The organism is [Actinomadura] parvosata subsp. kistnae (assembly GCF_900323885.1).
Taxonomy (GTDB): domain Bacteria; phylum Actinomycetota; class Actinomycetes; order Streptosporangiales; family Streptosporangiaceae; genus Nonomuraea; species Nonomuraea composti.
Genome location: NZ_OOHJ01000018.1, coordinates 4,326,864 through 4,339,531 on the forward strand (window position 1 = coordinate 4,326,864; position 12,668 = coordinate 4,339,531).

Genomic DNA, 12,668 nt, shown 5'->3' on the forward strand with positions numbered 1-12,668 from the left:
GGCTCAGGCCGGGTCGGCCTGCCACATCAGGTCGGGCGGCACCCGCCCGGCCACCACGACGACCGCGCCGACCGGCAGCCGGGCAGGAACCGCTCGCACAGCCAGCCCTCCAGGCCCCGCACCCGCTCGAACGTGTCGATGATCAGGACCGCGGCGTCGTCGCCGAGCACCGCCGCCGCCTCGGCCTCGAAGGAGGCGGGGACGGGGTCGAGCGTGTGCCCGTCGACGGCCGTGACCCGCCGCCCGCCCGCCGCCGCCCGCTGGGCGAACTGGCGCAGCAACGCGGACTTGCCGACGCCGCCGGGGCCGTGCACGTACAGGACGCTGCAGGAGCCGCGCAGCGCCGCGTCGAAGACGCCGAGCTCCTCCTCCCGGCCCACGAAGGACCGCTCGCGCGCCGCGCGCAGGCGCAGCCCCAGAACCTGCTCGTTTCCCCCCTGCATGCGGACAACCTTAGCTTTCGCCGTCATTTCCCCGGTGGGCCGCCGGCCGGGGGCCGGGCCGCGGGTTCGAGGGGTTGCGGGCCGTACAGCTCCCGCTGCCACAGGCTCTCGCAGATCCGCTCGATGCCCGAGACCAGGTGGCGGCGGTAGGTGGTGAACGGCAGGCCGAGCCGCTCCGCGGCCAGCTCCTGGGTGGGGGCGCCCTTGACGTACGTGGCGGCCACCGCGCGGTGGAACTTGACCGAGCGCGGATCCTCGCCCAGCGCCTCGATCTCCCGCTCCAGGAGCTCGCGCAGCACCGCGCCCGGGTCACCTCCGCCGTGCTCGGCCACCAGCCGGCTGCGGGTCAGGGGCGAGCGCGCCAGCGCGTCGGGGCGGCCCAGCAGGCGCAGCGCCTTGCGGATCTCCTCGGCGAACTCCTCCCGCGACATGACCACCAGGCCGCTCACCGTCTCGTACGGCTCCGGCATCAGCGCCCGGTTCAGCCGCTCCAGCCACGTGTGCGCCGGCACCGCCCGCCAGTCGTGCGCGAACAGCGTGTACGACCCGTCGCCGACCCGGGCGGCGTCGGGGATGTCCCGCATGTCGTGCCGGCGGAAGCACTCGACCCGGTCCATGCTCGGCCGGCGCACCGCGACGTACGACCAGGCCATCCGCTCGGCCCGCAGGCAGTTGCCGATCACCCGCCACTGCAGCAGGTCCATCACCGGCGATTTGCCCCGGTAGGCGGGCAGCACCCACGACCGGCCCACGGCCAGGTGCTCGCCGGCGCGCAGCGGAGCGGTGGCGCGGGCGTGCTCCCACGCGGCGGCCACGACCGGGTCGGCCGCGCACTCCTCCGCGTCCGGCTCCTCCAGGCGCAGCCACGCGTAGCAGGCGATCGGCTCGCCGGTCTCGGCCCGGGTGTAGACGCGGAACTCCGACGGGCGTCTGGCCAGCCAGAACGCGGCGCACGCGGCGGACTCCTCGCCTTCGGCCGCGTGCGCGAGGCTCACCAGCCGCTCGGCGTCCCCGGGGCGCAGCGGGCCCTCCTGGACCTCGCCTTCCTCGTACCAGCTGTGCGGCTCGACCATCGCGTTGTTGTTGCGGTGCAGGTAGAACAGCGCCGTCACCGCGGTCACCACCTCGGAGTCGGCGGCCGTGCGCACCTTCTCCGCCAGGTGCGCGTGGATGCGGTCGTGCATGTCGGCGTATCCCTGCGGGTCGCGCCAGCGCAGGTCGGCCTCCAGCACCTCGCGCACCACGTCGTGCGGGTACAGCCCGAGGCTGCTCGACTCCACGAACGGCAGCCGCCGCAGCCATCGGAACAGCGCCGCGGCGTCGTCGGGCAGCGCGGCGCGCAGGAGGTCCTCGGTCGTCATGTACGCGTGCGCGCAGACCTCCAGCGCGTGCCGGTGCGCCGGGCTCGGCACCTCGCCCACGAGCTGGTCGAGCAGGGTCGAGACCACGTCGTGGCGCGGGGTCCAGCGCTTGCTCGCGCCGCCGTCCTTCATCGCGACCGCCGCGCCCAGCAGCAGCGCCAGCGGGTGCCCGCCGGCGAAGGCCAGCAACGGCTCGCGCAGCTCAGCGGCGACCCCGCAGCAGTCCATCAGCGCCGCGGCGTCACGCGGGGGCAGGTCGCGCAACGACAGCACCTCCAGCGCGTCCGCCCACCCCGGGTCGGCCTGCCACCGCATGTCGGGAGGGAACCGCCCGGCGATCACCACCAGCGCGCCCAGCGGCAGCCTGGGCAGGAACCGCTCGCGCAGCCAGCCCTCCAGGCCCTGGATCCGCTCGAAGGTGTCCACCAGCAGCACCGCCCGCTCGTCGCGCAGCACGGGCTCGGCCTCGCGCTCGAAGGCCGCGGGCGACGGCTCCAGCGTGCGCCCGTCGAGGCGGGCGACCGACCGGCCGGCCAGCGCCGCCTCCTGCGCGAAGCGCCGCAGCAGCGCCGACTTGCCGACCCCGCCGGGGCCGTGCACGTAAAGGACGCTCCACCGGCCTCCGTGGAGTGCGGCGCCGAAGACCGCGAGCTCCTCCTCGCGCCCCACGAACGCCGATGCTCGTGCCGCCTGCACACGCTGACCCAGCAGCTCGGACTTTCCGCCTCTCCCCGACGACATGGGCACAACTCTAGCCGCTCACAATGCAGCGATCCGGCCTAATCAATGAGTACTTATCCACATTGGCGCGCTCATATAAGACGCGGAACAACACTGGCAAACAGGCTGCTCACCTGCGGTGTCATTCGTCAGATGCAGAAATCGTGCGCCTTTCTGCGACACCTCTCATAAAGGGACACCCATCGATTCACCGGCCGGCCTCGTGAATGGGCGACAAGTTTCTCCCGCCGAACGCCCGCCCTCGCCGAAGGCTATTCCGGCAGGACGTTCGCCCGCTTCGGCCGGGGCGGGCGGGGACTGCCCCCGGCCGGCGCCCGATCCCCCCGCGCCGGGACCGGCTCGATCAGATCCGTCATCGTGCAGTCCAGGATGTCCAGCAGGGCCATCAGCACCCGCAGGTTCAGCCGCACCGGCCGCTCGGCCACCAGCCGGTAGACCTGGCTCTGCGACAGCCTGAACCCGCGCTCGACCAGCAGCGGCCGCAGATCCGTCGTCGCGTACATGCCGCGCTGCGCCATGACCTTGCGCAGATGCCACCGGTACTCGTACCTCACGCTCACCTCGCCTCCCCGGTCTCCAGGCGGGCGCAGCTCGCGGTGGTGGCCGGCAGGCGGTGCCCGACCTGCTCCTGCACGAACGTCAGGCTCGCGCCGTCCATCAGCAGATGGGCCATGTACGCGCTGCGCAGGCAGTACGGCGTCAGGCTCCGATCCAGCCCCAGGGCGTCGCGGTAGGCCGCGAACCGCTCCTCGATCTCCCTGGTCCGCAGCCGCCCGCCCCGCTCCGTCGGCCACAGCGCCCGCGACAGGCTGGTGCGGTAGCGGGGCCGCACCTCGGCCACGTACTCGCGCACCGCCTCCACCGCCCACGGCATCGTGCTGACGACCGTCCGCCGCCGCTGCGGCAGCCCCCTCGCCCGCCGGCTCGTCCGCACGCTCAGCGCCCCGAACCGGCCCAGCTCCGGCTGGTCCGCGTGCGGCTGGAAGTCGCTCACGTCCAGCCCCGACGCCTCCGACCCGCTCAGCCCCCAGGCGTAGACGACCTTGAACAGCGTGGCGTCCCGGTACCGGGCCAGCGCCCCCTTGAGCCCCCGTCGCATCGCCTCCTCCACCTGCTCGTCGGCGTGGTCGAGGAAGCGCTGGACCTCCTCACGCGTCATCGGGCGCCGCCCCGGCTCGGCGAGCGGGCCGGGCGCCCGGTCGTCCAGGCAGACCTGCACTGGGACGCTGCCGAAACGGGCCGCGCACTCCCGCGTCCACCCCTGGTACGGCGCCGTCACGTACTCGCAGAAGAACCGCAGCGCCGAGTAGTAACCGCGCACGGTCGAGGGCGCCCGGCGCAGCTCCACCGTCAGATGGGTGAGCCACAGATCGACGTGCTCCGGCGACCACTGCCAGGGATAGGCGCGGGTGAACCGGGCGAACCTGCGCACGACGTCCTCACGCAGGCCGATCGTCGCGGACCTGCAGCGCTGGCTGCCGCGCTGGTGCCGGGCCCATCCCTCCAGCATCGCGTCGAACACGGCCCGCGCCGGGCGCCCCGTCGGGTCGTCCGTCAACTCCTGCCGCTTCGCCGCACTCGCATCGCCGCACACGCTCTCTTCCCCTTGGTGCTCGCTCCGTCCCGGAGGTACGCCTGGCGTTCAGGCCCCGAGGGAGCGTCACCCGGCGGGGTGCTCACAGTCATGACCGTTTCCTGCCCGGTCGCTGCCCACCGCCCGCTACAGGTGGCGGGTGGCGGCGGTCAGCTCGCGCAGCCGCTCCAGGAACGTCCGGCCGGCCGGGCCGGTGTCGAGGGGGAGCAGGTAGGAGCTGGCCTCCGTCGAGCCGAACCAGCGGGCCTGCACGTGCACGCCCGTCGCGTTGCCGTACGTGGCCGGGTCCGCGACGGTGAGCGAGACGTCCGCCAGGCGGGCGCCCAGCCGCACCTCCGTGCCCTTGTCGGTGACCGTGGCGATCACGATGACGCCGGTCGTGACGAGGGCGGCGGTCGTGAACGGCCCCACCTCCAGACCGGCCGCCCTGAAGACGCCCAGGAAGCCGCGCGGCGTCTTGACCGGGACGCTGCGGGTCTCGCAGCACACCTCCGCCATCCGGTCCAGGTCGCCGAGCAGCTGCTGGTCGGCGTAGGAGGTCATCGCGGCGCGCAGCCGGTCGTCGAGCTCGGCCATGGAGCACAGGCGGGTGGACCGGGTGTAGTCGAGCAGGCTCATGGTGATCCTTATTGCCGGAGGTCGGGCAGGCGCCCGCGCCATGATCGGCGCCGGCGCTTGCGCGGCGCTGAACGCGCGCTTACGACCTCCCGCCTCTTATGGGGCGGTCCCGGCTACGAGCGGCCCTTGGCGTTGCCCTTGCCGGGGTGCCCGGCGCTGTGCCCGGGTGGCGTGCGGCCGCTCGGGTTGGTCACCTTCTTGCCCTGCCCCGGCCGCTGCGCCACCTCACGCGCGGCCGCCGCCGCGGGCGTGTCCGCGTGGTCCCTGGCCCGGCGCCGGACCGCGACCGGACGGGCCTTCAGCACGGCGGTCGTGGCCGGCACCGCGGTGGGGGTGGGCTCGGGGGACGGGGTGGCGGACGTCCGGTCCTGCGGACGCGCTTGCGCCACGGGCGGCGCGGTCGAGGCGTCCGGCCAGAAGCTGGCCACCAGCACGCCGGCGATCAGCGCGGACACCACGGCCACGTGCCGCAGCTGGGCGCGGCGCGTCTCGGTGAAGCGGGCCTGAGCGGGGCGGGTCTGGGTGGAGCGGGCCTGAGCGGGGCGGGTCTGGGTGGAGCGGGCCTGAGCGGAGCGGGCCTGGGTGGGCCGGCAGGTGCCCGGATCCGCCTGGTCGTCGTCGTCGTCGCCGCCGTCGCCGTCGCCGGCGAAGGCGAGGGCATGGTCTCCCGTCTTGGGCGGTTCGGCGGGAGAAGGAGGATCGGGCTCCTTGGCCGCCGAGCCGGCCGCGGCTTCGGTGGCGAGCGTGAGGGGGAGGTCGTCGCCGGACAGGGTGAGGAGCCGTTCGAGCTGGCGGCGCGCCGCGATGAGGCGGGTGCGGTGGGCGGGGTCCTTCTCGAGGAGGCCCGCGATGACGGGGGCCAGCGCCCCGGCCCGCTCGAACGGCGCCGGCTCGGCGGTCAGGACGGCGCTGATCGTGGCCAGCGCCCCTTCCTGCTCGAACGGCGAGCGCCCCTCCACCGCCGCGTACAGTGTCACCCCCAGCGACCACAGGTCGCTCTGCGGCGTCGGCGGCCCGCCGCGTGCGCGTTCGGGGGCGATGTAGGCGGGTGTGCCGACGACCTCGCCCGCGATGGTGAGGTCCACCGGTTTCTCCAGGCTGGTGGCCAGGCCGAAGTCGGTCAGCACGGCGTGGCTCTCGCCGCCGTCCAGCAGGATGTTGGCGGGTTTGACGTCGCGGTGCACGATGCCGGCGGCGTGGGCGGCGCGCAGGGCGTCCAGCACCTGGAGCCCGATGCGGGCGACGGAGACGGGCGGCAGCGGCCCGCGCGTGGCGAGCACGTCGGCGAGGGTCGGGGCGGGGACGAGCTGGAGCACGATCCACGGCCGCTCGTCGGCGACCACCACGTCGTAGATGGTGGCGACGTTCGGGTGGGAGAGCCGGGCGGCGAGGCGGGCCTCGCTCATGGTGCGTCCGAGCAGCGCCTCCCGTTCGGACTGGGGCCGCCGGTCGAGAGTGACCTCCTTGACGGCGACGGGGCGGTCCAGCACTTCGTCGTGGCCGCGCCAGACCCGTCCCATGCCGCCCCGCCCCAGCTCGTCCTGGAGCCGGTAGCGGCCGGCGAGTAACCAGCCCTCGTAACCTGAAACCGACATAGCGCCCGGCTTACCCGATCTTTGGCCGCTCATGCAACCAAAGGGCGGGAGCCTGCGGCCCCCGCCCTCCACCTGGATCGTTATGCGGCGTAGGTCTCGAACTCGGCGACCTTCGGCGTTCCGGTCGAGCCGGTGATCCTGAACGTGATCTTGCTCAGGGCGGCCGGCGTGAACGTGATGGCGCCCGCCCCGCTGCCGGACTTCAGCACGGCCCCGGTGCCGGCGTTGACGAGCTGCCAGGCGCCGATGCCGCCCTCGGCGCCCGCCGCCTCGCGGATGACGACCCGGCCGACCGTCGTCGCGGCGCCCCACTTGATCGAGATGTCGCCGATGGCGCCCGACGGTGACCAGTAGGTGCTCAGGTTCCCGTCCCGGACGTTGCCGTAGCTCGTCCCGTCGGCCTTGCTGGAGCCGTCGGAGCCGGCGCCGATGCTGAGGTTCTGGCCGTTGGGCGTGGAGGTGGGGGTGACGGTCGGGGTCACGGTGGGCGTGACCGTGGGGGTGGCGGTCGGCGTCTGCGGCGTGCAGGTGCCGTCCGACTCCCGCAGCCCCTTGCCGGCGCCGGCCGTCTGCCGGACGATGTCCGGCACGCAGCTCGCCCCGTCGAGCGTGTAGGAGTAGGGGACGGTGACCGTGGTGGTGGAGCGCGGGTCGGGCCCGGCCGGGTTGTTCTCGCTGCCCGGCGCGGACCAGGTCACGTTGTCGAAGATGTTGCCGGCGACCTGCCAGTAGCCGGCCTCGCTGGTGTAGAAGGTGCCGAGGACGTCCTTGGAGTCCTTGAAGTAGTTGTTCTCCACCTTGGCGCGGCCACCGGCGCGGGAGTTGATGCCCGATTCGTTCAGGCTCACGTAGGAGTTGTTGTAGATGTGGGCGATGCCGCCGCGCAGCAGGGGAGTGCGGGAGTCGATGTTCTCGTACGCATTGTGGTGGAAGGTGACGTAGCCGTTCGAGCGGTCGCTCTCGCTGGAGCCGATGAGCCCGCCCCGCCCCGAGTTGCGCAGGATGCTGTAGGACAGGGTGACGTACTGGGTGTCGTCCTTCATGTCGAAGAGGCCGTCGAAGCCCTCCGACTCGCCGCCCGACGCCTCCAGGGTGACGTGGTCGACCCACACGTTGCGCACGCCGCTCTCCATGCCGATGGCGTCGCCGCCGTTCGACGTGGGCGAGCCGGACTTCTTGACGTTGCGGACGGTCACGTTGCGGATGATGATGTTGCTCGACTCGCGGATGTGGATGCCCAGCTGGTCGAAGACGGCCCCGCCGCCGACCCCGATGATCGTGACGTTGCTGATCTGCTTGAGCTCGATCACGCCGGCCGCGGTGTTGCAGCTCTCACCTGACACCTTGGCGGTGTTGCCGTGGTTGATCGTCCCTTCGACCTCGATGGTGATGGGGGTGCTGCTGCTGGCCCGGCCGCACAGGGCGGCGTGGATGGCGGTGCCCGTGGTGGCCCGTACCGTCTGCCCGCCCGCGCCGCCGGTCGTCCCGCCGTTGGCGCTCGCGTAGCCGGTGGCGCCGCCGGCCGCCGCCGACGCCTGCGTCACCGGCAACGACACGGCGACCACCCCGGTCACGGCGGCGGCGGCCATGGCGGCCAGCACCGCTTGGAGTCGCAACGCGACTGCTCGTCTCATCCCTGGTTCACCTTTTCCCTCGGACAACGATGGCGTACTGCTCCGCGCGGTTCGCCTCACCGTAGGAAAGCGCTTTCCCCAGTGTCAACGAGCGATGAAACTTTCATCCAGGAGCCCTACTTCGCCTTGAGCGGCTCGCCGAAGGACTTGCGGAGGGAGGAGGGGGCGGCGAGCGGGAGCAGGGCGGCGAGCAGCTTGCCCTTGAGCGTGCGGGGCCGCCGGGTGAGCTCGACGTCGACGCGCGTGCCGTCGCCCTCGGGGGTGAGCCGGATGTCCCAGCCGCCGCCGGGGCCGAAGAGCTTGGAGTCGAGGGTGGTGATGACCACGCGGCCCTGCTCGGGATCCCACTCGTAGCGGGCGCGTTCCCAGGCGGCGGCCGTGCCTTCGGTCACCTCGGCCCAGCTCTCGCCCTGCTGGTGGACGGTGAAGTGCTGGGCGTCGATGCTGGGCCAGCTCTGCGCGCGGGCGGGGCCGAAGTCGGTCAGCACACGCATGGCCGCCGCGGGGGTGAGGGAGGAGAGCAGGTGGAAGCGCACGACTGTCATGGGGAGTCCTTCATTGAGTCACCGGTTCAACTGGTGATGATCCTCGCACGCGTACGCGTCACCTGTCAAAGCGGTGACGCATGGCCTCCGCGATCCACGCGTACGGGATGGCGTCGTGGTCCTCCTCGACCGCTGTGCCGTTGATCCGCGCCACCAGCGACAGGTAACGGCCATGGGTGTCGTCGTAGGCGGCGGCGGGTTCCTCCTCGGCGAGTTCGCGCAGGATGGCGGGGATCCGCCGGTACCCGTCGGCCATCCGGTCGCGTACCTCAGGCGTGAGCGGCGTGCCGGACAGCGCGGTGGCCGCCTCCATGAAGCGGACGACCGCCTGCTGCGCGCGCGCCGACCGGGGCGGCTCCCCGGCCCGGTAGGCCGCCAGCAGCTCCTCCATGAGCGAGGCCCCGCTGCCGTGGATGAAGTCCTGGAACGGCGCGGTCGCCAGCGTGCGGGCCTCCGGCGCCGAGTAGGCGTCCCGCAGGTAGGCGCGCACCGCGTCGCGGAACCCGGCGTCCGACACCAGGTCGGCCAGCTCGATCCAGGCTTCGAGCTGGGCCGCGCTGGGATCCGCCGGCAGGATGGGGCGCATCGCCCGCAACCGGTCGACGAAGCCCTCGGGCACGTCCAGGCTCTCGCCGACGCCGGTCCAGAAGTCGTCGATGATCCGCTCGCGCTCCTCGTCCGTCATCGAGACGAGCTTGTGCATCAGGGCGGCCTGAGCGGTCGTGCCGCCCTGCTTGATCAGCGCCCTGAGCACCGCCCGCCTGGCCCGCAGCGTGCGCTCCTGGCGTTCGACGACCTCCAGGTGGGTGGCGAGCAGGTCGTGCAGGGTCGTGCCGCCTTCGAGCAGGCGGCGGATCTCGTCCAGGTCGGTGCCCAGCTCGCGCAGCGTGCGGACGAGCTCCAGCCGGGCGATGGCGTGGACGTCGTACATGCGGTGCCCGGCCTCGTTCAGTGCCGTGGGCTCGATGAGCCCGATGTCGGCGTAGAACCGGACGGCGCTCACGCTCAGGCCGCTGCGGCGGGCGGCGTCTCCGATGGGGTACAGCTCGTCGTCGCTCATGGGGGCCACTGTCGCGCCTCAAGCCGCTTGAGACGCAAGCCCCCTCAGTCGCTCCACTTCGGCTGGCGCTTGCTCAGGAACGCGGACATGCCCTCGCGGGCCGCCGCCGACTGCGACGACTCGGCCATGACCTTGGTGGCGAGCCGGTAGGCCTCCGCCTGCGGCAGCGACAACTGCTGGTACAGGGTGCGCTTGCCCAGCGCCTTGGAGGAACGGCTGCCGCGCGTGGCCCGTCCGAGCAGGTCGGCGACGGCGGCGTCGAGGTCGGCGGCGGGCACCACCCGGTTGACCAGCCCCCATTCGAGGGCCTGCGCGGCGGTGATGGTGTCGCCGGTGTAGGCCAGCTCGGCGGCCCGCTTGCGGCCGATGTTGCGGGCGATGGCGACCATCGGGGTGTGGCAGAACCAGCCGCCCTTCCCGCCGGGCGCGGCGAACCCGGCCGAGTCGGCGGCGACGGCGAGGTCGCAGGTGGCGACGAGCTGGCAGCCCGCCGCGGTGGCCAGGCCGTGCACGCGGGCGACGACCGGCTGCGGCACCGACTCGATCAGCTCCATGAGCTGCAGGCACGTGTCGAGGAGGGTGCGGACCGCGCTCTCGTCGGCCTCGGCGACGTCGGCGAAGTCGTGGCCGGCGCTGAAGACCGGGCCCGCCCCGGCCAGGATGATCCCCGCGGCGTCGCTGTCGCCGGCGGCGCCGAACGCTTCGATGAGGTCGCGCAGGTGGGCCAGCGACAGGGCGTTGCGCCGCTGCGGCCGGTTCATGGTGATGGTCACGAAGTCGGCGTCCCGGCTGACCAGTACATGATCGAGGTTCATGGGCGGGCTCCTGATGTCGTTCGCGGTGGCCGGGCTCGGCCACGTGAATATTCGTTCCCGTCCGGCGCCGCCCCTGTCATAGGGTGCCGGAATGTCTTCTCAGCGTGCCCTGCTGCCGCGGTCCGCGCCGGGAGCGTCGTCCCGCGCGGTGGCCGCGCTGCTGGACCGGCTCGAAGCGCGGGCCGTCGAGTGCCACTCCCTCATGGTCGTGCACCGCGGTCACGTCGTCGCCGAGGGCTGGTGGGCGCCGTACTCGGCCGGGCGCCCGCACCTGCTGTACTCGCTGACCAAGTCGTTCATCTCGGTCGCCGTGGGCCTCGCGATCGCCGACGGGCTGCTCGCGCTGGACGACCGGGTCGTGGACGTGCTGCCCGGCCACGTTCCGGCCGGCGTCTCCGAGCAGGGGCGCCGTCTCACCGTGCACCACCTGCTGTCCATGACGACCGGGCACCGCACCGACAGCCTCGCAGAGGCGTGGCGGCTGGAGCCGGGCGACCTGGTGAAGGGGTTCCTGCGCGTGCCGTTCGCCGAGACGGAGGGCACCCGGCACGTCTACGACAACCCGACCACCTTCGTCCTGGCCCGCATGGTGGAGCGGGTCACCGGCCGCGGCCTGCCCGAGCTGCTCGACGAGCGCCTGTTCGGCCCGATGGGCATCGAGCACGCCGAATGGGACCGGGTGGCGAGCGGCGCCGCGTTCGGCTTCCACGGGCTGCACCTCACGACCGAGGCCGTCGCCGCCTTCGGCGAGCTGCTGCTGCGCGGCGGCCGGTGGGGCGGGCGTCAGCTCGTCCCGCGCGAGTGGGTGGAGCTCGCGACCCGCCGGCACGTCGACACCCTGCCCCTTGAGGACGGCTCGGGGGACGCCGACTACCTGCGCGGCTACGGCTACCAGTTCTGGGTGTCGCGCCACGGGTTCCACGGCGACGGCTCCTTCGGCCAGCTCTGCGTGGTCGTCCCCTCGCACGAGCTCGTGGTCGCCACGACCGGCGGGCACCGGCAGCCCCAGGTGGTGCTCGACGCGATCTGGGAGTGCCTGCTGCCCGGCCTGGACGAGGAGGGCGACGACCGGTCCCTGGCCGGCCGCCTGGGCCGCCTGTCCTTCGCGCCGGTGCCCGGCGAGGCCGCTCCGGGCCGCTCCGCCAAGGCGTCCTTCGACGCCGCCGCCGGCGACCCGGCCCTGCCCGATGGGGCCGCGGTCGCCGTCGAGCCGGTGGACGGCGGCTGGCTCCTGCGGCTCGGCCCGCTCCTCGACGTCGAGATCGGCCACGGCGCGTGGCGGGAGAGCGCGCCGCTCGGCCGCCCGGTCGTCGCGTCCGGCGCCTGGCAGGGCGAGACGTTCGTCGCCGAGCTCTACGTCATCACCACCCCGCACCGGCTCCGGCTGACGGTGCGCGCCGCGGCGGGGACAGCGGCGGCGACCTGGAACATCGTGCCCCTGACCAGCCCTGACCTGGCGGTGCACGTGCGCTCCCCGCTGATGACGCGGCCCGACGTCGCGTAGGCCGCCACGACGCCGAGCGCCGTCAGGCGCGGTCCTGGGCCGCGTCGCCGATGCGGGCGACGGCGGTGGCGACGCCGTCCTCGGCGCGCACCTTCGCGCCGAGGGCCTGGGCTGCGGGGGTCAGGGCGGCGGCGGCCTCGATGGCGGAGGCGAGCCCGGCGGGCGTGAGGCGGCGCCCGGTGACGGGGGCGGGCGCGACGCCGAGGCGGTGCAGGCGCTCCGCCCAGAACGGCTGGTCCCCCAGGAACGGGCGCACCACCTGCGGGACGCCGGCCCGCAGCGCGGCGGCCACCGTGCCGATGCCGCCGTGGTGCACGGCGAGCGCCACGCGCGGCAGCAGCCATTCGTGCGGGGCCTCCTCGATCACCAGCACGCCGTCCGGCTCCGTGCCCGCGCGCAACGCACCCCATCCGGTGGCCACGACGGCGCGCCGCCCGCTCAGGCGAACGGCCTCCAGCACCGTGGCGGTCAGCGCCTCCGGGTCGCCGCTGGAGGAGCTGCCGAACCCGACGTAGATCGGCGGATCGCCGTCGTCCAGGAACCGGGCCAGCCGTTCGGGCGGCGTCCAGTCGGTGGGGGGCAGCGTCCAGAAGCCGGTGGGACGGGCGGCGGCGGGCCAGTCGGCGGGCGACGGGAGCAGGTGCGGGCTCCAGGCATGCAGGACGCCGCCCGCCTCGACCAGGCCGGCCACCGTCCGGAACCCGGCACGCAACCCCAGCGCCCCGGCCCGCCAGCTTCGCACCGTGCCGCGATAGGGC

At 73.5% G+C, this 12,668-nt stretch carries 12 protein-coding genes; 1 reads left to right on the forward strand and 11 read right to left on the reverse strand.

The features are described 5' to 3' along the window. Window positions 1–26: 26 nt before the first annotated feature. The 10 genes from KIS93_RS40525 to KIS93_RS40570 all read right to left on the reverse strand — a co-directional run bounded on the left by KIS93_RS40525 (window position 27) and on the right by KIS93_RS40570 (window position 10,406). Window positions 27–443 (reverse strand): ATP-binding protein, encoded by a 417-nt coding sequence (locus KIS93_RS40525; protein ID WP_186404677.1) that lies wholly within the window; start codon window positions 441–443, stop codon window positions 27–29. 23 nt (window positions 444–466) lie between these two features. Then, on the reverse strand, window positions 467–2,545 hold the full coding sequence (locus KIS93_RS40530; RefSeq protein ID WP_155128507.1) for an ATP-binding protein: 2,079 nt from the start codon (window positions 2,543–2,545) through the stop codon (window positions 467–469). A 251-nt stretch (window positions 2,546–2,796) separates the two neighbouring features. After that, window positions 2,797–3,105 carry a helix-turn-helix domain-containing protein gene (locus KIS93_RS40535; RefSeq protein WP_230465562.1) on the reverse strand — a complete coding sequence of 103 codons (309 nt, stop codon included), beginning with the start codon at window positions 3,103–3,105 and terminating at the stop codon, window positions 2,797–2,799. Further along, window positions 3,102–4,103: a tyrosine-type recombinase/integrase gene (locus KIS93_RS40540; RefSeq protein WP_080042692.1), complete on the reverse strand. Its 1,002-nt coding sequence runs from the start codon at window positions 4,101–4,103 to the stop codon at window positions 3,102–3,104. The genes KIS93_RS40535 and KIS93_RS40540 overlap by 4 nt, the downstream gene beginning before the upstream one ends. A 162-nt stretch (window positions 4,104–4,265) precedes the next feature. Then, the gene (locus KIS93_RS40545) at window positions 4,266–4,757 is read right to left on the reverse strand and encodes a hypothetical protein (protein ID WP_080042691.1); all 492 of its coding nucleotides are present in this window, start codon (window positions 4,755–4,757) and stop codon (window positions 4,266–4,268) included. A 113-nt stretch (window positions 4,758–4,870) separates the two neighbouring features. Then, on the reverse strand, window positions 4,871–6,352 hold the full coding sequence (locus tag KIS93_RS40550) for a serine/threonine-protein kinase (protein ID WP_186404678.1): 1,482 nt from the start codon (window positions 6,350–6,352) through the stop codon (window positions 4,871–4,873). Window positions 6,353–6,432: 80 nt separating this feature from the next. After that, entirely contained in the window at window positions 6,433–7,986 is a 1,554-nt protein-coding gene (locus tag KIS93_RS40555) for a pectate lyase family protein (protein WP_080042689.1), read from the reverse strand. 116 nt (window positions 7,987–8,102) lie between these two features. Then, the gene (locus KIS93_RS40560) at window positions 8,103–8,531 is read right to left on the reverse strand and encodes an SRPBCC family protein (RefSeq protein WP_080042688.1); all 429 of its coding nucleotides are present in this window, start codon (window positions 8,529–8,531) and stop codon (window positions 8,103–8,105) included. Between the two features lie 58 nt (window positions 8,532–8,589). Next, a complete protein-coding gene (locus tag KIS93_RS40565) occupies window positions 8,590–9,591 on the reverse strand; it encodes a MerR family transcriptional regulator (protein WP_080042687.1) in 1,002 nt (333 codons plus the stop codon). Between the two features lie 44 nt (window positions 9,592–9,635). Further along, window positions 9,636–10,406 (reverse strand): enoyl-CoA hydratase-related protein, encoded by a 771-nt coding sequence (locus KIS93_RS40570; protein WP_080042686.1) that lies wholly within the window; start codon window positions 10,404–10,406, stop codon window positions 9,636–9,638. Window positions 10,407–10,497: 91 nt separating this feature from the next. Here KIS93_RS40570 and KIS93_RS40575 point away from each other — a divergent pair, with 91 nt between their 5' ends. Beyond that, window positions 10,498–11,910 (forward strand): serine hydrolase domain-containing protein, encoded by a 1,413-nt coding sequence (locus tag KIS93_RS40575; RefSeq protein WP_080042685.1) that lies wholly within the window; start codon window positions 10,498–10,500, stop codon window positions 11,908–11,910. A gap of 22 nt (window positions 11,911–11,932) precedes the next feature. Here KIS93_RS40575 and KIS93_RS40580 read toward each other — a convergent pair whose 3' ends face one another. Continuing rightward, window positions 11,933–12,652, reverse strand: a complete 720-nt coding sequence (locus KIS93_RS40580; protein WP_155128504.1) for a glycosyltransferase — start codon at window positions 12,650–12,652, stop codon at window positions 11,933–11,935. Window positions 12,653–12,668 lie beyond the last annotated feature (16 nt).